A 24,720-nucleotide genomic window follows, 5' to 3' on the forward strand; every position below is an offset into this window, starting at 1 on the left:
ATTGTACTCCACTGATTATTCATTTTTAAAAGTTTTGTTAAGGATGCTAATTAGAAAGGAAATGGTTTCTTTGATACCTAACATTTTAATAGTAGACGATGATCCGCATATTAGAGAACTCGTTTCTGTATTTTTAGAGCGTGAAGGTTTTCAAACATATGAGGCAATTGATGGTCTAGATGCACTTCAAAAAATAAATGAAGTGAAAGTTGATATGGTTATTCTTGATATCATGATGCCGAATATGGATGGATTTGATGTATGTTTCGAATTAAGAAAGTACTATGATATTCCAATTTTGATGTTAACTGCTAAAGGGGAAACGTCTCAAAAAGTAAAAGGATTTCATCTTGGTACGGATGATTATCTTGTAAAACCATTTGATCCGATAGAACTAGTAGTGAGGGTTAAGGCGTTATTGAAACGTTACCAAATTACAGTGTCGCAATCAATTCAAGTTGGAACTGTACTGTTAAATCGTAAAACATTTGAAGTTACAATTGGAGAACAAACGGTTACGTTACCGTTAAAAGAATTCGAATTGCTCTTTACTTTAGGCTCTAAAGCGGGGAGAACTTGTTCGAGAGAGCAATTAATTGAAGATGTATGGGGATATGATTTTGAAGGGAATGAACGCACACTAGACGTTCATATAAATCGGTTACGTGAGAAGTTTCAAGAAGAGAAGTCGAAATTTAGTATTAAAACAATAAGGGGTTTAGGATATCGCTTAGAGGTAAGTAAATGAGAAAAAGAGAACGAATGAGTAAATTCAAGATGCTGAAAGTAACAGGAGCGATAATAGCACTCTTTTCTTTTCTTACTATTATTTGGTCTACAGCATTTTATGTATCATCTAGTATATTGGATGCCCTTGCAATACATTTATCTCCTTTTGTTACTTACCTCATTAGTGACATACTCAGTTTTATATTTATGATTCTTCTTTGGATATTAATTGCAGTATTAATGAGACCGAAGCGAGAGGCGATGATTTGGACTATTATTGAACCGATACAAAAAATTGCAAAAGGGGACTTCTCGGTAAAAATACGAAATGAAGAAAAGTATGACGGGGAAATTGGTGTGCTCGTAAAAAGTATAAACGATATGACAGATGAACTAAATGCGATGGAGAAAATGCGCCAGGAATTTGTATCGAATGTTTCTCATGAAATACAGTCACCATTAACTTCTATAAAAGGATTTGCTAGAGCGCTACAAGATAACAATCTTTCCGAGGAAAAGAGAGAGCATTACCTTACCATTATTGAAACGGAAACGACGAGATTATCTAAACTAAGTCAAAATTTACTGAAACTAACTCTTTTAGAGTCGGAAGAATATACACCAGAAAGAGTAACTTATCGATTAGATCAACAGTTAAAGCAAATTGTGTTAAATAGTGAACCGCTTTGGGCTGAGAAAGAAATTGAATTAGACCTTGATTTAGAAAAAGTGCATATAACTGCTGACCAAGAAAGTATGAGTCAAGTTTGGATTAATTTAATTCATAATAGTATTAAATTTACTCCAAGTAGCGGTACGATTTCAATCAAGCTAAAAGAATATGAGACATTAGTAGAAGTACGTATACGTGATACGGGAATTGGTATTTCAGAAGAACAAAAACAACATATATTTGAACGGTTTTTTAAAGCTGATTCTTCACGAAATCGAGCATATGGAGGAAGTGGCTTAGGATTAGCGATAGTAAAAAAAGTAGTCGATCTACATCAAGGAGAAATAAAGGTTGAAAGTATAGAAGGTCAGGGTACGGAATTTAGTGTGCGTATTCCGAATTAGAAAGAAAAGTAGTGTTAGGGGTTCTTCTAGCACTACTTTTTTCTTTAAAGGTACTTGTATTCTTACTATAGTTACCTACAAGTAACCTACGCACATGAAAGTGCATCATTGCCTTTTTACATAAACATAGATACAATTTTAATATAATACATAACTGAGATGATTAAGGAGTGTTATACTTGGCAGAATTATTACAAGGCAAAAATGCTTTAATTACAGGAGCAGGTAGAGGGATTGGTCGCGCTGTAGCGATCGCATTAGCGAAAGAGGGCGTAAATGTAGGTCTTTTAGCTCGCTCAGAAGAAAACTTAAAAGCTGTAGCGAAAGAAGTAGAAGCAGAAGGCGTAAAAGCTGTTATTGCAACTGCTGATGTTTCTTCATACGAAGAAGTGACTACTGCAATTGAGACATTAAAAAACGGTTTAGGATCTATCGATATTTTAATTAATAACGCTGGTATTTCTAAGTTCGGTAAGTTTTTAGAATTAGACGTTGCTGATTGGGAAAAAATCATTCAAGTAAACTTAATGGGTGTATACTATGCAACTCGTGCAGCTTTACCAAACATGATTGAACAACAATCTGGTGATATCATTAACATTTCATCTACAGCAGGACAAAAAGGTGCACCTGTAACAAGTGCATATAGTGCTTCTAAATTTGGTGTTCTTGGCTTAACAGAATCGTTAGCGATGGAAGTTCGTAAACATAATATTCGCGTAACTGCTTTAACTCCAAGTACAGTAGCAACTGATATGGCTGTAGATTTAGGATTAACTGATGGAAATCCTGATAAAGTTATGCAAGCAGAAGATATTGCAGAGTTTATCGTAGCGCAGCTGAAATTAAATAAACGTACATTTATTAAATCAGCAGGACTTTGGTCTACTAATCCGTAAGGGATACATGTATAAACAAAAGAAGGGACATCTATTTTGTAATGAAGTAGATGTCCCTTCTTTATTTTTTGTATATGAGACAGAATTTTCGGTATAATTGAAAGCGAATAGTAGAAATGCATTGGAAAATTGAAGGGGATGGTATTTACATGAGTACGATTGAGAAATGGACGGCTGTTGATCAATATGTGAGTGATATATTAATACCGAAAGATTCTACATTAGAAGAAGTACTTCAAACTAATGCTATAGCTAATTTACCAGCACATGATGTATCGCCAACGCAAGGGATGTTTTTACAACTATTAGTACAAATTCAAGGAGCTCGTAACATTTTAGAAATTGGTACTCTAGGCGGGTATAGCACGATATGGCTTGCAAGAGGATTGTCATCTGAAGGACGAGTTGTTACATTGGAAGCGAGTGAAAAACATGCAGAAATTGCACGTAATAATATTGAGCGTGCTAATTTGACTGATAAAATTGAAATACGATTAGGATTTGCTTTAGATTCTTTAAAGCAAATCGAAAATGAGAAGTATGAACCCTTTGACTTTATTTTTATAGACGCTGATAAACAAAATAACCCCGCTTATTTTGAATGGGCACTGAAACTATCACGTCCGGGGACTGTAATTATTGGAGATAACGTAGTACGTGAAGGAGAAGTTATTGACAATACGAGTAATGACCCTCGCGTACAAGGGATACGTCGTTTCTATGAATTAATAGCTACAGAGCCACGTGTAAGTGCTACTGCGCTTCAAACGGTGGGTAGTAAAGGGTACGATGGATTTATAATGGCGGTCGTAAAAGAATAACGAAAGGAGATAAATAGAATGAAAAAGATGTTTGAAAAATTATAACATGTATCGTGTATAACGAGATTAGCTCGTGGACCTCCAGTTATACATAGCACTATATTATATATTAAAAAATTGGAGGCTATAAGTAGATGAGAACGGAAAAAGAAATGTTAGACTTAATTATAAATACAGCAAAAGAGGATGAAAGAATTCGAGCTGTCATCATGAATGGATCACGTGTAAATCCAAATGTGAAAAAAGATTGTTTTCAAGACTATGATGTTATTTATGTTGTAAAAGATATACGCTCTTTTACGTCTAATCATAATTGGATTCATAGGTTTGGAGAAATAATGATTGTACAAATGCCAGAAGAAATGTCATTAGTTCCACCAGATGGAGACGGGAAGTTTCCGTATTTAATGCAGTTCATGGATGGAAATCGGATTGATTTAACATTAGTTCCGGTTGATTTAATAAAAAAGTTCGTTGGACAAGATAGCTTAAGTAAATTACTTCTCGATAAAGATAATTGTATAGAAGAATTCCCGCCAGCAAGCGATAAAGATTACTTAATAAAAAAGCCTACAAAAAAAGAGTTTTTAGATTGCTGTAATGAGTTTTGGTGGTGTAGTACGAATGTGGCAAAAGGGTTATGGAGAGAAGAGCTTTCTTATGCAAAAGGAATGCTTGAAGGACCAGTGCGAGATATGTTCATCGTAATGCTAGAATGGCATATTGGTATGAAAACAGACTTTACAGTTAATGCAGGTAAATTTGGAAAGCATTTTGAGCAATATTTTGAAGGGGAAATGTGGGAGCAATTTAAAAGGACATTTTCTAATGCGGAATATGAAAACATATGGGAATCATTCTTTGTCATGGGTAATTTATTTAGGGAAGTGGCGAATGAAATTGCTAACACATATGGGTATCGATATCCGCAAGATGATGATGATAAAGTGACGAACTATTTAAAACACGTGAAAACTTTGCCGAAAGGTAGTACATCAATTTATTAATAATAGTAAGCAGTAAGACTGTCCAAATTACGGACAGTCTTATTTTTGTTTATGAATAACAATTTCTCTAACAAAGTGCAGAGGAATCACATATGAAAATTTAGGGAGGTTTTTATCATGTATTATTTTTATTCGCCACAAATGTTTACTCCATATCAATGGGGACTAGAACGAAATGTTTCGTATGCTTATATGCCATATAACTCATTTTATTATGGAGACTATATAAACTCATTGCCGTACGTATATACCCCTCAAAATTATGAAGTACAAATGAAAGCAGATGAGCGTGGATCGTGGACGTCATTTTCTTGGGTTGAAAAATATGCGTACGCATTTTCAGGACCGTACAATAAAGCGGAAGTTGCTCTTACATTTGATGATGGACCGGATTTAGAATTCACGCCAAAAATATTAGATAAGTTAAAACAACATAATGTAAAAGCGACTTTTTTCCTGCTTGGTGAAAATGCAGAAAAGTTTCCAAATGTAGTAAAGCGTATTGCGAATGAAGGGCATGTAATTGGCAATCATACGTATAGTCATCCAAATTTAGCGAAAGTAAATGATGCTGAGTACCGTAATCAAATTATAAAAACAGAAGAAATATTAAATCGTTTAGCTGGGTATGCACCGAAATTTATTCGCCCACCGTATGGTGAAATACTTGAAGATCAATTGAAGTGGGCAACTGAGCAAAATTTTATGATTGTACAGTGGAGTGTTGACACAGTTGATTGGAAAGGTGTAAGTGCTGATACGATTACAAATAACGTGTTAGGAAACTCATTTCCTGGTAGTGTCATACTTCAGCATTCAACTCCAGGTGGGCATTTGCAAGGGTCCGTAGAGGCGCTAGACAAAATTATTCCGCAGTTAAAAACGAAAGGGGCGCGTTTTGTAACACTTCCAAGTATGTTCCAGACATCAAAAGAAAGAAAATGAATGTGTTATAAATTGGGGAAAACAGGATTATGTCGTATAATGAAGGTGTAGGTTAGGAGGGGATATAATTGATATATGCACTAATAAACATAGGAATGAGTATTTTAATAGGTATTATATTTATATTTGCGGCAATTATCCTTCAAAAAAATCCACCGACAGATATTAATGTGGCATATGGTTATCGTACGAAACGATCTATGAAAAATAAAGAATTATGGGATGCAGGTAATAGGTATAGTGCAGAAGTGATGAAGCAAAACGGATTCATCATGATGTTCATTGGAAGTGTTAGTAGTGTACTGTTTAGATATCCACATACAATGATAGCGATTATGATAGTTATGCTGTTATTAATCGTTCGTTTATTTATACAAGTAGAGAGTAGATTAAAAATACTTGAACAATAATGAAAAAATAGGACTCCACGCAATATTATGTGGGAGTCCTATTTTATTTACAAACTATTATTTTTTATTAACTCTTTTCCTTTTTCTATAACAAATTCATAGTATGCAATATCATATGGATAAATATCTTCAAATGTTATCGTTATCGGTTTATTGTTTAAAACAGAAATAGCTGTAAAAGATGAAATCTCTCTTTTTAATAGTTGTAGAAAAGAAGTTGCATGTACTTTCATCACATCGTCTACTTCTTCACCTGGTGCGAATGGAAGTGAATCGATGACATTGTGAAAATACATATGGCAAAATTCGCGATCCGTAAGATTTGAAATTTCATAATCTATTGTAAAGATTCCTTTGTATGCTAAATCAGTCGTTTGAAAGGAAAGGCCTAATTCTTCTTCAATTTCACGAAGACCGCCACTTTGTACATCTTCATCATGCATAATATGTCCAGCTGAAGTAATATCCCATATAAGTGGAGCTTCTTTCTTATTTTTAGAGCGTAATTGAAAATATAAAAACATATCTTCAGCATCTTTTTCTACAAACCAACAATGAAATGTTTCGTGCCAATCACCGTCACGATGCACTTCATCACGTAATTTCTTCCCAAGTGTATTTCTTTCAGAATCAAATATCGTTAACCACTCTGTCATTTTAATTCCCCTTTCTGCAAACTTTATTATACAATATTTGTATTGAATTTTGGGAAAATAAAGAAAAAAGGAGAGGGTATAAGTGGGTATAGAGAGGACGGAAATAAAATCGATTATTTCAACAGAGGAAGAATTACGGAAAATATTGGGGCAACCAAGTGAGAGAGCGTTAAAGAAAGTTATTTCATCACTAGACCACCATTGTATAGATTTTCTATCCAAATCTCCTTTTCTAGTATTATCTACAGCAAATAAATTAGGAGAGTGTGATGCTTCACCGAGAGGAGATGCACCTGGATTTGTTTACGTATTAAACCATAATAAAATCATCATTCCAGAAAGACCAGGCAACCGCCGTATAGACTCCATTTTGAATATTATTTCAAATCCACGTGTAGGATTAATCTTTTTTATCCCAGGCCTTGGGGAGACACTCAGAATAAATGGCCGAGCGTATATAACAAACGACGAAGAAATTTTGCAAGAAATGCAGGTAAATGGACGCAATCCGCTACTTGGAATTGTGATTGAGGTAGAGGAATGCTATATCCATTGTGCAAAAGCTTTTATTCGTTCAAAAATGTGGGATCCAGAATCTTGGTTAAATAAAAAAGAGTTACCTTCAGCAGCAAAAATGTTGCTGGAGCATGCGAAAGTGAATGCTTTAGAAGAAGATGTTGCACGTTCTTTAGAAGAAAGTTATACAAAAAGATTGTATTAATAAAATTTTATTAATATAGTTTTCTGAGGTGGAAATGTACGTGGTTTAGAATAGGAAATGTATATATGAGGCATTGATTTACAAAGTGGAAAAATAACAAAATAGGTAAATCGAGCGACAGTTGCATAATGTTATTGTAAAATATAATAAAAAATGATTTTGAAAATTGTTAGTAAAAATAGGCTTGCTTTTTAAAAAGTTGATAACTATAATAAGTTAACAAATAGACATGAACGAAAAAGTAACGATAAGGACACGGAATCATTTTTACGGTTTACAGAGAGGGAAGCCAAGGGTGTGAGCTTCCTAACACGAGAAATGATTTTACCACCTTTGAACTTCAATAGTGAACGAGTAATCTAGTAATTATTGACGGAATCAGCCGTTATCTGAACTTGAGCAATCTAGAGAGAAATACGTCTAGGTTGGAACAAGGGTGGAACCACGAAAACACATTCGTCCCTTTCTTAGGGATGAGTGTGTTTTTTTATAGTTTTAGAGATTGAAAATTTAAAATAATTTAAAAATAGTATTGATTTTGTTTTTTATGCGAGTATAATGAGTTAACAAATAAACATGAACGAAAAGTAACGATAAGGACACGGAATCATTTTTACGGTTTACAGAGAGGGAAGCCAAGGGTGTGAGCTTCCTAACACGAGAAATGATTTTACCACCTTTGAACTTCAATAGTGAACGAGTAATCTAGTAATTATTGACGGAATCAGCCGTTATCTGAACTTGAGCAATCTAGGAGGAGATACGTCTAGATTGGAACAAGGGTGGAACCACGAAAACACATTCGTCCCTTTCCTAGGGATGGGTGTGTTTTTTTATTATTTTGAAAGGAGGTGCAGTAACATGAAACGATTTGTACGTACGGAAATAACCACCACCTGCATGGTTGAAAAGCAGAGCAAGGTGATTGATAAAGATAAAAAATAAAATTGTAGGAGGAGATTAGAAGATGAATAACGTCATTAATGTTGGGGTGTTAGGATTAGGTACGGTCGGAAGTGGTGTTGTCCATATTTTGAAAGAACATTATAAAAAAATTGCACTTGATACAGGGTATGAAGTGAAGGTGAAGACAGTCGTTGTACGTGATTTAGAAAAAGAACGTGATGTTTGTATCGATGGAATCGTAGTAACAAGTCATGTTGATGAAGTTCTAAATGATTCAAATATTGATATTGTAGTAGAGGTAATGGGCGGAATTGAAGAAGCGAAGCAGCATATTGTTAAGGCTTTACGAAATAAGAAACATGTCGTAACAGCAAATAAAGATTTAATGGCTGTATACGGTGCAGAGCTTTTGCAACTGGCGAATGATAATGATTGTGATTTATGTTATGAAGCAAGCGTAGCCGGGGGTATTCCAGTGTTAAGAGGACTAACAGACGGATTAGCTTCAGATCAAATTGAAAAAATAATGGGAATCGTAAATGGAACAACAAATTATATGTTAACAAAGATGAGTCAAAAGGGATGGTCGTATGAAGAGGCTTTACAAGAAGCGCAAAAATTAGGTTTTGCAGAATCGGATCCGACAGCGGATGTAGATGGGCTAGATGCGGCGAGAAAGGTAGCTATTCTTGCAAACTTAGGTTTTTCGATGAATGTTTCTTTAGATGATGTGCAAGTAAGAGGGATTAGAAAGGTTGAAAAAGAAGATTTACAAATGGCCGAAAAGTTAGGGTTTACTATGAAATTAATTGGGAAAGCGGTGAAACAAGGATCAGCCATTCATTTAAGTGTAGAACCTACTCTATTACCAAATCATCATCCATTGTCGAATGTAAATAATGAATTTAATGCGGTATATGTTCACGGTCAAGCAGTTGGAGAAGTAATGTTTTACGGACCTGGAGCTGGGAAGTTACCGACTGGTTCTGCTGTAGTAAGTGATATTATTTCAATCGTTAAAAATATGAATCAAGTTCAGAAAAATAAAAGTGCGTTAAAAGAACCGGAACCGTATGAATTACAAGGGGATGAAGAAGTTGTTTCGAAATATTTCTTACGTATCTCATTACGAGATGAACCTGGGATGTTGCAAAAAATAACAGAATGTTTTGTTAATTATTCTGTAAGTTTAAAAGAAGTTATTCAATTACCTTTAAATCGTGAACTTGCAGAAGTCGTTGTTGTGACACATCAAACTTCAAAGTATCAATTCGAACGAGTTTTAGGAGCGATAGAAGATGTCGCAAGTGAAATAAACAGTTACTACATTATTGAGGAGGAAAAACAATATGTATAAAGGACTATTAAACCAATATGCTTCTTATTTACCGGTAAATGAAAACACACCTGATGTGAGCTTAATGGAAGGAAATACACCCCTTATTCCGTTATTAAATATATCAAAACAATTAGGGATTCAGTTATATGGTAAGTACGAAGGAGCGAATCCGACAGGTTCCTTTAAAGATCGTGGTATGGTAATGGCAGTCGCAAAGGCAAAAGAAGAAGGTTCGGAGGCCATTATTTGCGCATCAACAGGCAATACATCAGCATCGGCTGCCGCATACGCGGCACGCCTTGGAATGAAATGTATTATCGTAATACCGGAAGGAAAGATTGCACATGGGAAATTAGCGCAAGCAGTTGCGTATGGTGCTGAAATCATTTCAATAGAAGGAAATTTTGATGATGCACTAAAGGCTGTAAGAAATATTGCTGCAGAAGAGCCGATTACGTTAGTAAACTCTGTAAATCCTTATCGAATTGAAGGGCAAAAAACAGCAGCATTTGAAATTTGTGACCAGTTGCAAAGTGCACCAGATGTGTTAGCGATTCCTGTTGGGAATGCTGGGAATATTACAGCGTACTGGAAGGGTTTCTGTGAATATGAGAAAGAAAAAGGATATAAGAAGCCAAGAATTCATGGATTTGAAGCGGAAGGAGCAGCTGCTATTGTAAAAGGGCATGTAATTGACGAGCCAGAAACAATTGCAACAGCGATTCGCATCGGTAACCCAGCAAGTTGGTCATATGCAGTAGAGGCTGCTGAGCAATCTCACGGTGAAATAGATATGGTATCAGATGAAGAAATTTTACATGCGTATAGATTATTAGCAAAATCGGAAGGGGTTTTCGCTGAGCCAGGATCAAATGCTTCATTAGCGGGCGTAATGAAACATGTTCAATCTGGAAAAATCAAAAAAGGAGAAACAGTTGTTGCAGTTTTAACTGGAAACGGCTTGAAAGATCCTGATATCGCAATTTCTTCTAATACATTAGATATTGCAAGTGTTTCAAATAATATAGAACAAATTAAAGAGCATATTAAAGGGGTGATTATGTCGTGATACCATTAAGTATTCGTGTTCCTGCTAGTACAGCGAATGTTGGACCTGGATTTGATTCAGTAGGAATAGCTTTGTCATTGTATTTACATGTAGTAGTAAAAGAGAAGTCTGATAAATGGCAAGTGATCCATTCCTTTGAAGATTCAATTCCGACAGACGATAAAAATTTAATTGTTAGCACGGCATGTAAAGTATGTCCTTCTTTATCACCCCATATAATAGAAGTTACTAGTAACATCCCGCTAACAAGAGGTCTAGGAAGTAGTGCATCAGCAATTGTAGCTGGGATAGAGCTTGCAAATCAACTAGGCAAATTGAACTTAACGACTGATCAAAAAGTTCAAATTGCTACAAATTTTGAAGGTCATCCTGATAATGTTGCTGCTTCTATATTAGGAGGAACTGTAATCGGGGCACTTGATGGAAAGAATGTATCGGTTGTGAGAATTGAAAGTAAGGAATTAGGCGTAATTTCACTTATTCCAAATGAAGAGCTAAATACAGATGAAAGCCGTTCTGTATTACCAGATGTATTTCCGTTTCATGAAGCTGTTAAGGCTAGTGCAATAAGTAATGTATTAGTAGCTGCTTTATGTCAAAAGAAATGGGAAGTTGTAGGGGAAATGATGGAAAGGGATCATTTTCACGAACCGTATCGTTTAGAGCTTGTACCGTTATTACCATCTATTCGTAAATGTGCAAAAGAATTCGGTGCATACGGTACAGCGCTTAGCGGTGCAGGACCATCTATTTTTATATTAACGCCTTATGAGAAACGTCAAGAAATTGCTGAGCAATTAGCGAGAGTATTTACGTCTATGAAAGTGTGTGAGCTAGAAATTGATCATAGAGGGATTACTGTAAATAAAAAAGAACATATTGGATTATAAAGAGAGCTAGCATCGCTAGCTTTCTTTATGTTGTAAATATTTTTTAAGTTTGCATATAAAAGAAAAATATTAATGTATAATTTAGTAAAGAGTGTATTAATTTGGAGGTGAACGGATCATATGAAGAAAGAGTCACCAGAAGAAAAAAGAGAACGTATAAGGCAAAGTGAATTGAAAAATAATCCTACAGGTTCTTTACATGATGGACTTAACAGAGCTGAAACAGGTAGTCCAGTTGATATGACAGGTGGTATGAATTGGAAAGGTACAGCGCTAGTAATTTTAGTGCTAGTTTTAGCGTATATTATATACACTTATTTTTTTAGTTAAGAAATGCATGTTAAAGCTTTGAATGATTTGCTTTTATAATTAGTGAGGATGAAAAAATACGGTTATTGTACTGCATATATATTAAGTAGACTATATAGTTGTCCATATATATACATTTATTTTTAATACCCAAAACAGAGCTAGTTTATGCTAGTTCTATTTTTTTGCCACATTCCTGTAACAAAGCCCTTGTATATTCAGTGGTGGAGGTGCAGAAGATGAAAAAAATGATAGCGATATGTCTTCTTACAACGATGTCATTTTCGACTTTAGTTGGGTGTGATGTAAAAGGTAGCAATACTGTTCAAGAGTCTAAAATAAAGAAATCGACGTATAAAGAGTTTACTTACGATGTAAATCCAGAGACTTTCACGTTAACTGTCGAACATGATGGTGTAAAGGAACAGGCGTCACAGCCCTTGCCGAAAATGAAGGTGTCGAATGTAAAAAAAGAAAAGGATCGAATATCTTGGGAATATCCAGATCAAAAAGTAAAGGTGAATGTAGAGAAGAAAAAAGATCATTTGAATATTGAAGTGGAATCGACTGGTGCAGAAAGTTTTACGTGGCCGAAAGTACAAGCTGAAAATTATACACTTCCGTTATGGGAAGGGAAGCAAATTCCGAGCAATGATGAGAATTGGAAGAAGTTTTTAAAGGATGATGCATATTCATTTGCTGAATCATTTTCTATGAAGTTTTTCGCGTTAAATGGTTCGAAATATTCGATTGTATATATTGCGAACAATATGTTTAATAATGAATTGAAATTTCAATCGGATCCGAAAATAGGATTTGAGTTTATACATGAATTCCCACGTATAAATAAAAATAAAACATATGGATTTCAATTATATGTGACAAATAATGGTGCAGTCAGTATTGCTAAACTGTATAAAGAACATATTGCTCGAAAAGGTGAATTTAAAACATTAAAAGAAAAGGCTAGAAAAAATAAAGAGATAGAAAAGCTTTACGGTGCAGCTCATTTTTATTTTTGGAATCAAAATGGCTTATCAGAAAGTAATGTAAATTGGCCAAAGCTAAGAGAGAAAATAAATAGCCCTTTGTTTAGCCATATAAAAGAGCTTATTCAAAAATATAGTTCAGAGCCTGGGGAATTGAATGTATTAGATCAAGTAAGTAAACAAGATTTCATTGATAAGTATCAAAAAAATGTTATTTTACGTTATATAAACGAAGTGTTATCAATGAAAGAATTTTATAAAGATGATATTTTTCAAAACGTTAATCAGGAAGCTAGTGTGCTATTAAAGAAAGGTGTAGGTCACTTAACGAATACAGAATTGTATAGCTTAAATAAGCATTTATTAAAGTCGCTACTCGGTGATGCGGTTGAAGAGGTAAGTAAATGGGGTAATGCAGATGGAACGGATATACTAAAGGAAATGAAAGAGGCAGGAATAGAAAAAGCGTGGATTGGTCTGCCAAACTGGGAACAAGGATTTATGCAACCTAATTTCGTGACAGAAGCTAAGGAAATGGGGTATTTAGTTGGTCCGTATGACTCATATCATTCCATTCACGAAAAAAGTGATAAAAATTGGAACACAGCATCCTTTAATGACCCATCATTATACGAAGAGGCTACTGTAACGAAGAAAAATGGAGAAAAGGTGCAAGGGTTTTTAGGTAGAGGGCGAAAATTAAATCCAACTTTATCTCTTCCTAGTGTAAAAGAACGAATGAACGATATATTACAAAATGGACCTAAATATAATTCATGGTTTATTGATTGTGATGCGACAGGTGAAATTTACGATGACTATTCAGCGAAACATATAACGACACAAGAGCAAGATTTAAAAGCACGTTTAAAACGAATGGACTACATTGCGCAAGAAAAGGGGATGGTCGTTGGTTCTGAAGGCGGAAATGATTTTGCTAGTAGTACGATTGCATTTGCTCATGGTATTGAAACGCCTGTAATTAAATGGGACGATGAAGATATGAGGAAAAACAAAACAAGTCCGTATTATGTAGGCGGATATTGGTCACCGAATCAAAATGTTCCAGAAAAATATGCGAAACAAGTACCGTTAAAAGAAGAGTATAAACAAGTATATTTAAATCCTGCATATTCAGTACCATTATATAAATTAGTATACAATGATTCTGTAATTACAACGCACCACTGGGAATGGGGAAGTTTGAAAATAAAAGATGAGGTTGGAAACCGTATGTTATACGAATTATTGTATAACGTTCCTCCGTTGTACCATTTAGATGAAGTAGAGTGGAATAAGCATAAACAAGAAATTACGCAGCACCTGAAAGTTTGGAATGAAGTTCATGAAAAGGCAGTAAAAGAAGAAATGACGAACTTTGCATATTTGTCAGAAGATAAGTTAGTACAATCAGCTTCGTATGGAAAAAATATTGAAATTATTGTGAATTTCTCAAATGAAGAGATAGAAACACAAAAGACGAAAATAAAAGCAAAATCAGCTTTCATTATTAATAATGGAAAGCAAACTATGTATACACCAAACTGATGAAATTATAATATATGAATTTAAAAATAATTTTATATAAATAGTGACTTGCCAAAAATAAGCACGAGAGTATAATGTGAAATGGAGTACATATTGGATTTGCGTAGTAACCTTACAAAATTGTAAGGTAATTGAAAGGAAATTCAATATGAAGGTTAATAGACTTGCATTATAATTGGGAAAGAGAAAGAGAGGCGAATGGATATGAGCTCTGAATTAGAACAGAATACGAGAAGCAGTAAAAAACGTTCTAAAAGAAAGTCAATAAAATGGTTCATTTTAATTCCGTTTTTCCTACTTATTTTTGGTGGAGTAGGATATGGATCGTTAATATATAATAAAGCAAAAGCAGTAGTAAGTGATGCATATGCACAAATTGATAAATCATCGAAGCGTGATAAAGAAGTTGAACCTTTAAAGGATAACATTTCAATTCTAATCATGGGTGTTGATGGTAGTGAAATGAGAAAAAGTCAATACGGAGAAGCTGTTCGAACAGATGCACTTTTATTAGCAACAATTAATAAAGATGATAAATCAGTTAAATTAGTAAGTATTCCGCGTGATTCACGTGTATATATTCCATCTAGAAAAAAATTAGATAAAATTACACATGCACACGTATTTGGTGGTGTTGAAAGTACACGCGATACAGTGGAAAGATTTTTAAATGTTCCTGTTGATTATTATGTGAAGTTTAACTTTGAATCATTCGTACAAATTGTTGATTCACTTGGTGGTATTGATATCGATGTACCAGTTACTTTCACTGAACAAGATAGTAAAGACCAAGCAGGTATGATTCATTTAGAGAAAGGCTACCAACATTTAAATGGAGAACAAGCACTTGCGCTTGCAAGAACGCGTAAAATTGACAGTGATGCAATGCGTGGTCAAAGACAACAACTTGTAATTGAAGCAATTGCCAAAAAAGCGATGTCTGTTCAATCAATTAGCAAAATGGGCTCTTTACTTGATGCAGTTGATAAAAATATGAAAACGAACTTAACTTTCGATGATATGCTTGCTATTACGAAAAATATGGCAGGATCTAATTTAGAAATGGAAAAAATGCAAATAGAAGGTACGGATAAACGTATCGGAGGTATTTATTATTACATTCCAAATGAAAAAAATGTAAAAGACATTTCAAATAAATTGAATCAGCATCTAGGTGTAACACTAAAATCAGTTCGAAATGAATAATAAAAAAGATTGGCTTCTGCCAATCTTTTTTTATCGCGATTTGTAACTTTTCTGTAACGATTTTTTATTGTAGAAAAATTATACTCATATGTATGAGAATATTGGAGAAGCAAAAAGTAAAGAGAAATAATGAAAATCTGTAATGAGGAAAGATATTATATGCAGAAATGGATAGGCATTATGGGAATCATTTTTATATTGACTGGATGTAAAATGTCTGAAGCTCCAACAAATTTAATGGAAGCTCCTGCCAATGAGAAATGGATTAATGAACTAAAAGAGCAAATAGATAAAGATTTGCCTGTTAATTATCGATTGCTTACTCCAATGTCTAATAAAGATAAACAGATGATTTGGTCAATGGATTTTAAACAAGATAATAAGAAAGAAGCCATTATATTTTATAAATTGCCGAATGCAGATCATAGTGTATATTTAGCCGTATACGAAAAAAACGGGAATGGTTGGAAAACGAAGTCCACACATAAATTTAATGGTGGAGATGTAGATATTGTTGAAGTTGGTGATTTTACAGGAAACGGGAAACGAGAGTTGTTAATCGGAATCTCTGTAGACCGTGAATCGTTAAAACATGTTATGTATGTTTTTTCGGAAGAAAATGAAGATATGAGGGAAATATATAATCGGAATTATACGAAGTTATTCATAGACGATCTAAATAAAAATGGACTGAAAGATTTAAGTCTTGTTACGTATGAAAAAGATGAGAAGTTGATAGTTGAGTTCATTGAACAATTTAAGACGTTATCTGAAGCATCATTCGATCCATTTATAAATAGCATTCAAAGAATACAAATGGGCCGTATTTCTAAATCACTAAAGGCGATTGTAATTGATGCAGGAGTTGGTGCTCATTCAGGTATAACGTATGTAGCAAAATTTGATGAGAATCATTATGAGGTATTACCTATAGATGGGAAAGAAGATTTGTTCAATGAATATGTTGTAGAAAGTAAAGATGTTAATGAAGACGGCATTATTGAATTTGTTCGTACTGTGCGTCCAAAAGGTTGGGAAGATAAACCACATGGTGATAGTCCGCTCTTTGAACGTTACATACAGTGGAGTGAATCGGGGATTAAGCCAATTGAAGAAAGATATATCGATATAGAAAAGGGATATTATGTGAAAATTCCTAAAGAGTTAATAGGGAAAATTACGATATCAGATGAGCAAAAGGAATCAAATTCTCAAAAGTTTTTGGAGACAAGTACAAATGAAACATGGCTTGAAGTTCATATGTTTAAGCGGAAAGAATGGTTTGGAATAAAAGGATACAGCGCAGCAGTTAAAACGGCTTCTCACGTATATGCTGTACCGAAACAACCACATTTTGAAAAAGTGAAAATATATGTAAAGCCGCTAGCGGATTATCAACAAGAGTAGGGAGGTGGAAATGATGCCAACAATTTTAGTTTTAGAAGATGAAATACCTATTCGTAGTTTTATTGTCCTAAATTTGAAACGTGCTGGATTTTATGTATTAGAAGCCAGTACTGGAGAAGAAGCGTTACAAATTTTATGTGAACATACTGTAGATGTAGCTTTACTTGATGTAATGTTACCGGGAATGGATGGTTTTCAAGTTTGTAAAACGATTCGGAAAGAAAATAAAAAAATAGGAATTATTATGTTAACTGCGCGCGTACAAAATGAAGATAAGGTACAAGGGTTAGGAATTGGTGCAGATGATTATATTGCAAAGCCGTTTAGTCCAGTGGAACTAACTGCACGTATACAATCGTTACTAAGAAGAATAGAAGTACATGATGAAAAAGCGAATACTATTACATCTGGCCCGTTTTCTTTAAATATAATAGAAGAAAGATTATATAAAAGCGGACAACTAGTCGAATTAACCCCTACAGAGTATATGATATTACAGTATTTAATGAATCAGGCTTCAAAGCCAGTTTCACGTGATGAAATTTTAAATATGATTTGGGGAACGAATTATGTAGGTGAGACGAAAGTAGTAGATGTAAATATGAGGCGGTTACGTCAAAAGATAGAATGTAATCCATCAGAACCTGAATTTATTCTTACTGTGTGGGGAAAAGGATATGTGTGGAAGGAAAGTATAAGATGAAAAGAAAAGTGACTTTATATTTTATGACGGTCATTATACTTATGCTTGTATTATTTGAAGTCGTATTTTCAGTCTCCGTTTATCGATATTATTATAACGGTATTGTGCAATATGTAGAATCTCATGCGAAGACAAGTACACGATTTTTCTCTGAATACAATTCATTATACTTTATTCGTTTGCAAGAATATAGTGGTGACATCATTAGTAGTTTTGAATTAGAAGGAACAGAATTACAGTTAATTGATCGTCATGGTTCGGTTATACAATCTTCAAGTGGACAAAGGGTAGAAGGTAAAGTAGTTATTCCGTATTCATTACTAGAAGGAGAAATGTATCATCAAGTCACTACTACGAAAGACAATGTGAAACAATTGGAAGTAATTAGTCCACTAATTCATCAAGGACAAACGATCGGTGTTTTAAAGTATACGACTGTATTAACACATGTATATGCTAAGATTATTGAAATTATAATGTTTACGATTTCTGTAGGTATTGTTATTTCAGGAATTGTATTCTTAATCAGTAGACGATTAGCAAATTCGTTTGTGAAACCTATCGAATCTATTATTCATGCTTCTTCTCAAATTGCAGAAGGTACATTAAAGAAGAAAATTAAAGAAGATTATCCTGGTGAATTAGGTGAGTTAGCACATAGTTTAAATCATATGTCTGATAAAATAGAAAAAGCGGAACAGATGAAAAATGAATTTATTGCTTCTATTTCTCATGAAATACGAACCCCTTTAACTGGAATTAAAGGTTGGAGTGAAACGTTAAAAACGGTAGATCATTTAACGGAAGAAGAAATAAAGCAAGGCATGGGGATTATTTCAGGTGAGACAGACCGATTAATTCACTTAGTAGAAGAATTGCTAGATTTTTCAAGATTGCAATCAAATCATTTTAATTTATATAAACAAAAGGTGCAATTATACGATATACTAGAGGAGACGATTTGGCAATTAACTCCTAATGCTGAAGAGAAGAAAATGCAGTTCATCAAAACTATAGAACGAATTGAATTGATAGGAGATCGAAATAGGCTAAAGCAAATTTTCTTGAATATTGTTCAAAATGCCATTAAATATTCACATAAAAATGGTAAAGTATATATTGAAGCGACTAAAAATGAAGGACAAGCAGTCATAAAGGTGAAAGACGATGGGATTGGAATTGCTAAAGAGCATTTACCGTATATAGAACAGTCATTTTACCAGATTAATAATCATGCTACAGGTGCTGGTCTTGGTTTAGCTATCGTTAAAAAAATGGTGGAGCTTCATGGAGGTACAATAAATATTATAAGTAAAGAAGGAATAGGAACGACCATTTTGATAAAACTCCCATTATAATACATATAAAGTCTGTTTATATAGTGTAATAAAATAAATAGATGTATAATTATATTGGGTGATTTATATATAAGATTAATAGGGAGAGGAATTCGATAGAATGGAAAAAGCTTTTAAAATTAAACGAGTAGTATTCGTTTTAATAGCGATTGCAGCAGTAGCTATTGGGTATTTCATGTTTCAATCCATTACTTCACCAGCAAAGGCTGTTGCAAAACAAGAAAATGTAGTACAACTCGCAAGTGAACAACCAAAAGTAGAAATGAATAAAACGGCACCAAGTCGTTTTAATGGCAAGGAAAGAAAAGTTGCTTATCTTACATTTGATGATGGCCCAGGGAAATATACGGCTGAATTATTAAATACGTTAAAACAACATGATGCGAAAGCGACATTCTTTTTAATTGGAGCGAATGTAAAAGAGTTTCCAGATTTAGTGAAACGAGAAAATGCAGAAGGTCATTACGTAGGAATGCATAGTATGACGCATAATTTTGCAAAGTTATATAAAAATGGCGAGTATGTAAATGAGATGAAAGAGGATCAAAGCTTAATCACCAATATTATTGGGAAATCACCTAAATTAACACGTCCACCATACGGTTCGATGCCAGGATTAAATGAAGGTCTTCGAAATAAAGTGGTAGAAGGTGGCCTTAAAGTGTGGGATTGGACAATTGATTCATTAGACTGGAAATATAACAAAATGCAAGTTGATGCAGCTGCAGCACAAATTGCTCAAAATGTATTAACAAATGCAACAAAACCACAAGAAGTCATTTTAATGCATGATATTCATCCGCAATCTGTTGCTGCTGTGCCAGCAATTTTAAAAGGGTTAAAAGAAAAGGGTTATGAGTTTGAAGCTTATCATGAAGAAAGTCACTTCCCAGTGAATTTCTGGCATGATAACCGTATGTAATGGAGGAATGAACGTTGAAGTATGGAAAAGTAGCAGTAGTTGGAGCTCTATCAGTAGGACTATTAACAGGTTGCTTCGGTGAAAAACCAGAAGAAAACCTATATACAGCTTTTGAAACGGCGGCGACACAAGAAAAATCATTAGTTGATGAAGCGAAAAAATTAGAGAAGTTAGAGAAGGAAGGCCAAGAACTATATTCTCAAATTTTGCAAGAAGGTAAAGATCATAATGACGCTGTTATGAAGAAAATAGAGCAAGCTACTGCAAATGTAGATGACCGTGAAAAAGTATTGAAAAATGAGAAAGAAATGCTAGAAAAAGCTCAGAAAGAAACGAAATCCGTTCAAGGAAATATAGAGAAGCTTGAAGATAAAAAGTTACAAAAACAAGCGAAAGCAGTAGAAGAGTCGTATAAAAATCGTTATGATGCATTCCAAAAGATGAATGAAAATTATACGAAGGCGTTAGCGACTGAAAAAGAATTGTATGAAAAATTAAAAGTAAAAGAAACGAAATTAAAAGAGATTGGTGAAAAAGTTAAGGCTGTTAATGAATTAACTGTGGAAGCACAAAAATCAAAAGAGCAATTTAACAATTTTACAAAAGAGTATAATGACAGTAAATTAGCATTCTACAAAGATGCCGAGATTAAGATTAAAGATAAGAAATAAAGAAGAGTTTTAAGAGTAATAAAAAGCCGGAGAAACATTGTCACAAATGTTTTTTCGGTTTTTTACGTTAAATGAATAGAAAAGACTGGAATTGATATCATAAAAGAGTTATAGTGAATTATTCCAAGGGAAACATTGTAAAGTAAGGAGACTGGAAATATGTCATATGAATTTTTACTCAAATTAGGTTTAGCACTCTTTTTAGGATTATTCATCGGGATAGATAGGCAGCTAAAGAATAAACCACTTGGTGTGAAAACAAGTATGGTTATTTCTGTAGCAAGTTGTTTAATTACGATGGTTTCAATTGAATCCGTACATGTATATTCTGTTCCAGGGCATACAAATATGGATCCCATGCGTTTAGCTGCTCAAATTGTGAGTGGAATTGGTTTTCTTGGAGCAGGTGTTATTTTACGAAGAAGTAATGACGTTATTTCTGGATTAACGACCGCCTCTATGGTGTGGGCTGCTTCAGCTTTAGGTATTGCGATTGGAGCAGGATTTTATTTACAAGCGACGGTTGCTATGATTTTAATTATTTTAGCAATTAATGTACTTCCGCAACTTGTGAAAATTGCAGGACCGTATTCATTAAGACAAAAGGATTTATCTATAAAAATTACTGTAAAAGAGCATCATGAGTTGGATGGTATATTTAAGCAAATTAAAAATTTAGGTATGCATGTAAAACGAGTGAAGATTAAAGATATAGATAGTGGAGCATTTCAGCAATTGGAGATGGTTATTTTAGCTCCAGAAGATTTATATACAACTGAGCTGTATAGTTCACTAAAAGAGATAGATCGTGTTGTTTCAGTTGAAGTGGAAAGTAGATAATTGTAATAAAAAAGGGTGAAGTAAATTCACTCTTTTTTGTTTGTTTTTTTAAGGGGGAAAATTGATATAATGATGAGTAAACAAGGGGGGAGAGAATGATGGAGGTACGTATTAGAAGAGCGATAAAAGATGATATACCATGTATAGCAAAAGTTCACGCTGATAGTTGGAAAACAACATATAAAGACATATTCCCTAACGAGATTTTAGAAAATATAACATATGAGCAACGGGAAAAACAGTGGGAAAACATTTTTCAAAAAGAAAGTAACCATCAATTTAGATTTGTAGCAGAGACGTTAAATGGAGAAATAGTTGGATTCATCGATGGAGGAGTAGAAAGAACTGGTACATACAATTGTGAGGGAGAATTATATGCGATTTACCTTTTACAAGAGTATCAAGGAATGAAAATAGGACAAAAGTTATTTCAAGCTTTCTTATCGGATTGTAAAAACAATGATATGCAATCGCTATTAGTTTGGGTTGTTACGAATAATCCTTCTAAAAAGTTTTATGAAAAATTTAATCCAGAAAAAATGGATACGAAATTTTTAGAGCGAGTACAGGTGGAAGAGACGGCGTATTGTTGGAAGGATATAAATAATATTATTATGTAAACTACATGTTTGAAAGAGGTATACCAATTAAGGTATACCTCTTTTGTTTCACTCGAATGGTTTGGACATAATGCGAAAGATATATGAAAAGAAGAAATGAAAGTACTAACAAATAGAAATTTAGAAGTAGTAACTTCTTAGTATAAAATGATGTAAGAGTCTCTCATTGTAGAGACTCTTTTTTAAAAATATAAATAACCAAAAATTACCATGTATTTAAATTAAAATTTAACACAATTTATATATAAATAAGGAGGTGATTGGTAATGGCTAGAAATCGTAATTCTAATCAATTAGCATCACATGGAGCACAAGCGGCTTTAGATCAAATGAAATATGAAATTGCACAAGAGTTTGGTGTACAACTTGGCGCTGATACTTCTTCACGTGCAAACGGTTCTGTAGGCGGTGAAATTACAAAACGCCTTGTAGCGATGGCAGAACAACAACTTGGTGGCGGATATACTCGCTAATTGTAGAAGGTTATAGGAGAAAGGAAGGATTCTTCCTTTCTTTTTTTTTCAATTAATTGGTATGGATATATTGTGAACTGGATTCAAAGAATAGGAATAATACTATATTTTCCCCAATTTCTTTTGTTGTGAATGGGAAGTAGTAAAAATGTAATAGCCCTGGTGGAATGAAAAGTTATGTTCCAGCGGGGCTATTATATGGTAAGAAATATATGATGAAAGGTTTCGAAGCCAACATGTTAAAAAAAGAAAACTGTTGTTTGATTGCGCTTGCATCAGTTCCACTTGTTATGACATTAGGGAATTCAATGCTCATTCCAATTCTGCCTACTATTGAAAAGAAATTACATATTTCATCGTTTCAAGTATCCATGATTATTACAATTTATTCTATCGTAGCCATTCTACTTATACCGATTGCTGGTTATTTATCAGATAGATGGGGACGAAAGATGGTAATGGTTCCGAGTTTGCTGATTGCGGCTATAGGAGGAGCGATAACTGGTTGGGTATCTTGGAAAGTTGATAATCCCTACACTTGGATATTGATCGGTAGAGCGATTCAAGGTATTGGTGCTGCTGGTGCAATGCCAGTTGTTATACCGTGTGTTGGTGATTTATACAAAGATGAAAAACAAGTTAGTACAGGTTTAGGAATCATCGAAACATCCAATACATTTGGGAAAGTGTTGAGCCCTATTTTAGGGTCTGCTCTGGCTGCCATTGTATGGTTCTTGCCGTTTTGGGCGATTCCAGTTTTATGCGTAGTATCAATTGTTTTATTACTTGTTCTAGTAAAGGCAAAGAAACAAGAAGGAGAAGTACCACCGCTTAAAGAGTTTATAAAATCAATTCTTGCTACGTTTCGAGAAAAAGGAAGATGGTTAATTGCCATTTTTGCATTAGGTGCAATTATTATGCTTATTTTATTCGGAATTCTCTTTTATTTGTCAACTATATTGGAATCAAAGTATGACATTCATGGTATTTGGAAAGGGTGTGTACTTGCAATCCCGTTACTTGTACTGTCACTTAGTTCATATATGGCTGGCAAAAAAATTGGAGATAACCAAAATGTGATGAAGAAGTGTATTTACATTGGTTTTTTAATGGCTGCTGCATCAGTCATCATTCCTTTATTTATAAAAGGAATTTATTTACTAATTCTTTGTCTCGTTATTATGGGGGTAGGAATTGGTATGGCACTCCCATGTTTAGATGCTCTCATTACACAAGGAATTGAAAAGGAGCAAAGGGGGACGGTTACGTCATTTTATAGTTCTATGCGATTTATCGGTGTAGCAGCTGGACCACCTCTATACTCTTTTTTCATGAAAGGTGCTGACCATGAAGTGTTTTATGTAACAAGTATTCTCGCTGGGATTGGTGCTGCTATAGCAATCATTTGGATTAAACCAGCAAAAGATGCAAAGAACGTAAAAAAGAAACCAGAACCTACTTCATAATTTGTAAGAGAATTGTATGATGCTTTTAGTAACATGCAATTCTCTTTCGTTCATTAGGAATAAATAACTTGTTTTAACATATAAAGTGCGACACTCCATATGATGAGACCAGAAAATTTATTTAATAATATGATTGTCTTTCCGGTTGAGTCTAACCTTTTTAGAAATTTCCCCGCTAAAGCTAAGCTTATAAACCAAATCCAAGAAACGATAATAGTTGCAAGTGTGAAAGCCCATTTTTCACTTCCTATGTATTGAATCGAATTTGTTCCAATTACACCGATAGTATCTAAAATTGCATGTGGATTTAATAACGAAACCGATGCAGCGAAAAGGATTTGCTTTTTTAAGGGCATACTTTTTTCTTGTTTTACATCGTTGGAAGGGTTACTTCTCCAAATAACAAAGCCCATGTATAAGAGAAAGAAAAATCCAATTATATATAACGAGTTAGTTAGCCAAGAAAAAGTAAGGAGTACAAGGGAAACACCTTGTACCGCTATCAATATGAGTAACGTATCACATATAGAGGCTGTTAATACGACAGGGGCTGCCCTCCAAATATTTGGTTGGCTCCCACCTTGGTTAAAGACGAAAACATTTTGAACACCTAATGGAATGATAAGACCAAATGCAAGAATGATACCATGAATAATTGCTTCACTCATCATATTTCCTCCTATTTAAATTTATTATGATAGTGTATATTGTATAGAAGAAATGAAAATTTGTATCCATC

The 24,720-nt window shown here is 34.0% G+C and carries 25 protein-coding genes and 2 other annotated features; of the genes, 23 read left to right on the forward strand and 2 right to left on the reverse strand.

The window, feature by feature from the left end; genetic code table 11:
• Positions 1-70: 70 nt before the first annotated feature.
• The 7 genes from hitR to MR147_RS02135 all read left to right on the forward strand — a co-directional run bounded on the left by hitR (position 71) and on the right by MR147_RS02135 (position 5,888).
• Positions 71-748 (forward strand): envelope stress response regulator transcription factor HitR, encoded by a 678-nt coding sequence (gene hitR / locus MR147_RS02105; protein ID WP_001995448.1) that lies wholly within the window; start codon positions 71-73, stop codon positions 746-748.
• Positions 745-1,806, forward strand: a complete 1,062-nt coding sequence (gene hitS / locus MR147_RS02110) for an envelope stress sensor histidine kinase HitS (protein ID WP_242303578.1) — start codon at positions 745-747, stop codon at positions 1,804-1,806. Before hitR ends, hitS begins: the two co-directional genes overlap by 4 nt.
• Positions 1,807-1,985: 179 nt before the next feature.
• Complete coding sequence (locus MR147_RS02115; protein ID WP_000818983.1) at positions 1,986-2,705, forward strand: 3-ketoacyl-ACP reductase; 720 nt, start codon at positions 1,986-1,988, stop codon at positions 2,703-2,705.
• 149 nt (positions 2,706-2,854) lie between these two features.
• Positions 2,855-3,526, forward strand: coding sequence for an O-methyltransferase (locus MR147_RS02120; protein WP_139302744.1), 672 nt, complete (start codon positions 2,855-2,857; stop codon positions 3,524-3,526).
• A 134-nt stretch (positions 3,527-3,660) separates the two neighbouring features.
• Entirely contained in the window at positions 3,661-4,533 is an 873-nt protein-coding gene (locus MR147_RS02125; protein ID WP_074607171.1) for an aminoglycoside 6-adenylyltransferase, read from the forward strand.
• Positions 4,534-4,650: 117 nt separating this feature from the next.
• Entirely contained in the window at positions 4,651-5,478 is an 828-nt protein-coding gene (locus MR147_RS02130) for a peptidoglycan-N-acetylglucosamine deacetylase (RefSeq protein WP_242303579.1), read from the forward strand.
• A gap of 71 nt (positions 5,479-5,549) precedes the next feature.
• Entirely contained in the window at positions 5,550-5,888 is a 339-nt protein-coding gene (locus tag MR147_RS02135; protein ID WP_242303667.1) for an SdpI family protein, read from the forward strand.
• A gap of 47 nt (positions 5,889-5,935) precedes the next feature.
• Here MR147_RS02135 and MR147_RS02140 read toward each other — a convergent pair whose 3' ends face one another.
• Complete coding sequence (locus tag MR147_RS02140; protein ID WP_242303580.1) at positions 5,936-6,544, reverse strand: NUDIX hydrolase; 609 nt, start codon at positions 6,542-6,544, stop codon at positions 5,936-5,938.
• An 82-nt stretch (positions 6,545-6,626) separates the two neighbouring features.
• Between MR147_RS02140 and MR147_RS02145 the strand changes: the two genes are divergently transcribed.
• From MR147_RS02145 to MR147_RS02220, 16 genes are all read left to right on the forward strand, one after another.
• A complete protein-coding gene (locus MR147_RS02145; protein WP_242303581.1) occupies positions 6,627-7,265 on the forward strand; it encodes a pyridoxamine 5'-phosphate oxidase family protein in 639 nt (212 codons plus the stop codon).
• 235 nt (positions 7,266-7,500) lie between these two features.
• Positions 7,501-7,732: a binding site (T-box leader), on the forward strand.
• Positions 7,733-7,846: 114 nt separating this feature from the next.
• Positions 7,847-8,078: a binding site (T-box leader), on the forward strand.
• Between the two features lie 154 nt (positions 8,079-8,232).
• Positions 8,233-9,528 carry a homoserine dehydrogenase gene (locus tag MR147_RS02150; protein ID WP_242303582.1) on the forward strand — a complete coding sequence of 432 codons (1,296 nt, stop codon included), beginning with the start codon at positions 8,233-8,235 and terminating at the stop codon, positions 9,526-9,528.
• Positions 9,521-10,579: a threonine synthase gene (thrC, locus tag MR147_RS02155; RefSeq protein ID WP_000276454.1), complete on the forward strand. Its 1,059-nt coding sequence runs from the start codon at positions 9,521-9,523 to the stop codon at positions 10,577-10,579. Before MR147_RS02150 ends, thrC begins: the two co-directional genes overlap by 8 nt.
• Positions 10,576-11,469 (forward strand): homoserine kinase, encoded by an 894-nt coding sequence (thrB, locus tag MR147_RS02160; protein WP_000612674.1) that lies wholly within the window; start codon positions 10,576-10,578, stop codon positions 11,467-11,469. Before thrC ends, thrB begins: the two co-directional genes overlap by 4 nt.
• Before the next feature lie 120 nt (positions 11,470-11,589).
• Entirely contained in the window at positions 11,590-11,799 is a 210-nt protein-coding gene (locus MR147_RS02165) for a DUF6366 family protein (RefSeq protein ID WP_000712283.1), read from the forward strand.
• Between the two features lie 218 nt (positions 11,800-12,017).
• A complete protein-coding gene (locus tag MR147_RS02170) occupies positions 12,018-14,315 on the forward strand; it encodes a glycoside hydrolase (protein WP_242303583.1) in 2,298 nt (765 codons plus the stop codon).
• Positions 14,316-14,519: 204 nt separating this feature from the next.
• Entirely contained in the window at positions 14,520-15,521 is a 1,002-nt protein-coding gene (locus tag MR147_RS02175) for an LCP family protein (RefSeq protein WP_242303584.1), read from the forward strand.
• A 159-nt stretch (positions 15,522-15,680) separates the two neighbouring features.
• Positions 15,681-16,928, forward strand: coding sequence for a hypothetical protein (locus MR147_RS02180; protein ID WP_001174805.1), 1,248 nt, complete (start codon positions 15,681-15,683; stop codon positions 16,926-16,928).
• Between the two features lie 13 nt (positions 16,929-16,941).
• Positions 16,942-17,631, forward strand: a complete 690-nt coding sequence (locus MR147_RS02185; protein ID WP_074607187.1) for a response regulator transcription factor — start codon at positions 16,942-16,944, stop codon at positions 17,629-17,631.
• Positions 17,628-18,989: a sensor histidine kinase gene (locus MR147_RS02190; protein ID WP_074607189.1), complete on the forward strand. Its 1,362-nt coding sequence runs from the start codon at positions 17,628-17,630 to the stop codon at positions 18,987-18,989. The genes MR147_RS02185 and MR147_RS02190 overlap by 4 nt, the downstream gene beginning before the upstream one ends.
• Positions 18,990-19,089: 100 nt before the next feature.
• On the forward strand, positions 19,090-19,911 hold the full coding sequence (locus tag MR147_RS02195; RefSeq protein ID WP_074607191.1) for a peptidoglycan-N-acetylglucosamine deacetylase: 822 nt from the start codon (positions 19,090-19,092) through the stop codon (positions 19,909-19,911).
• 14 nt (positions 19,912-19,925) lie between these two features.
• On the forward strand, positions 19,926-20,582 hold the full coding sequence (locus MR147_RS02200; RefSeq protein WP_000873555.1) for a YkyA family protein: 657 nt from the start codon (positions 19,926-19,928) through the stop codon (positions 20,580-20,582).
• 159 nt (positions 20,583-20,741) lie between these two features.
• A complete protein-coding gene (locus MR147_RS02205) occupies positions 20,742-21,422 on the forward strand; it encodes an MgtC/SapB family protein (RefSeq protein WP_000119508.1) in 681 nt (226 codons plus the stop codon).
• 98 nt (positions 21,423-21,520) lie between these two features.
• On the forward strand, positions 21,521-22,042 hold the full coding sequence (locus tag MR147_RS02210; protein WP_139302745.1) for a GNAT family N-acetyltransferase: 522 nt from the start codon (positions 21,521-21,523) through the stop codon (positions 22,040-22,042).
• A 266-nt stretch (positions 22,043-22,308) separates the two neighbouring features.
• Entirely contained in the window at positions 22,309-22,515 is a 207-nt protein-coding gene (locus MR147_RS02215) for an alpha/beta-type small acid-soluble spore protein (protein ID WP_000113545.1), read from the forward strand.
• A 236-nt stretch (positions 22,516-22,751) separates the two neighbouring features.
• The gene (locus MR147_RS02220; protein ID WP_046197775.1) at positions 22,752-23,981 is read left to right on the forward strand and encodes a bacillibactin exporter BcbE; all 1,230 of its coding nucleotides are present in this window, start codon (positions 22,752-22,754) and stop codon (positions 23,979-23,981) included.
• A 53-nt stretch (positions 23,982-24,034) separates the two neighbouring features.
• On the opposite strand, the gene MR147_RS02225 is transcribed toward MR147_RS02220, so the two are convergent.
• Entirely contained in the window at positions 24,035-24,649 is a 615-nt protein-coding gene (locus MR147_RS02225; RefSeq protein WP_242303585.1) for a LysE/ArgO family amino acid transporter, read from the reverse strand.
• Positions 24,650-24,720 lie beyond the last annotated feature (71 nt).

The sequence above is a fragment of the Bacillus cereus group sp. BfR-BA-01350 genome (assembly GCF_022663775.1).
Lineage (GTDB): Bacteria > Bacillota > Bacilli > Bacillales > Bacillaceae_G > Bacillus_A > Bacillus_A paranthracis.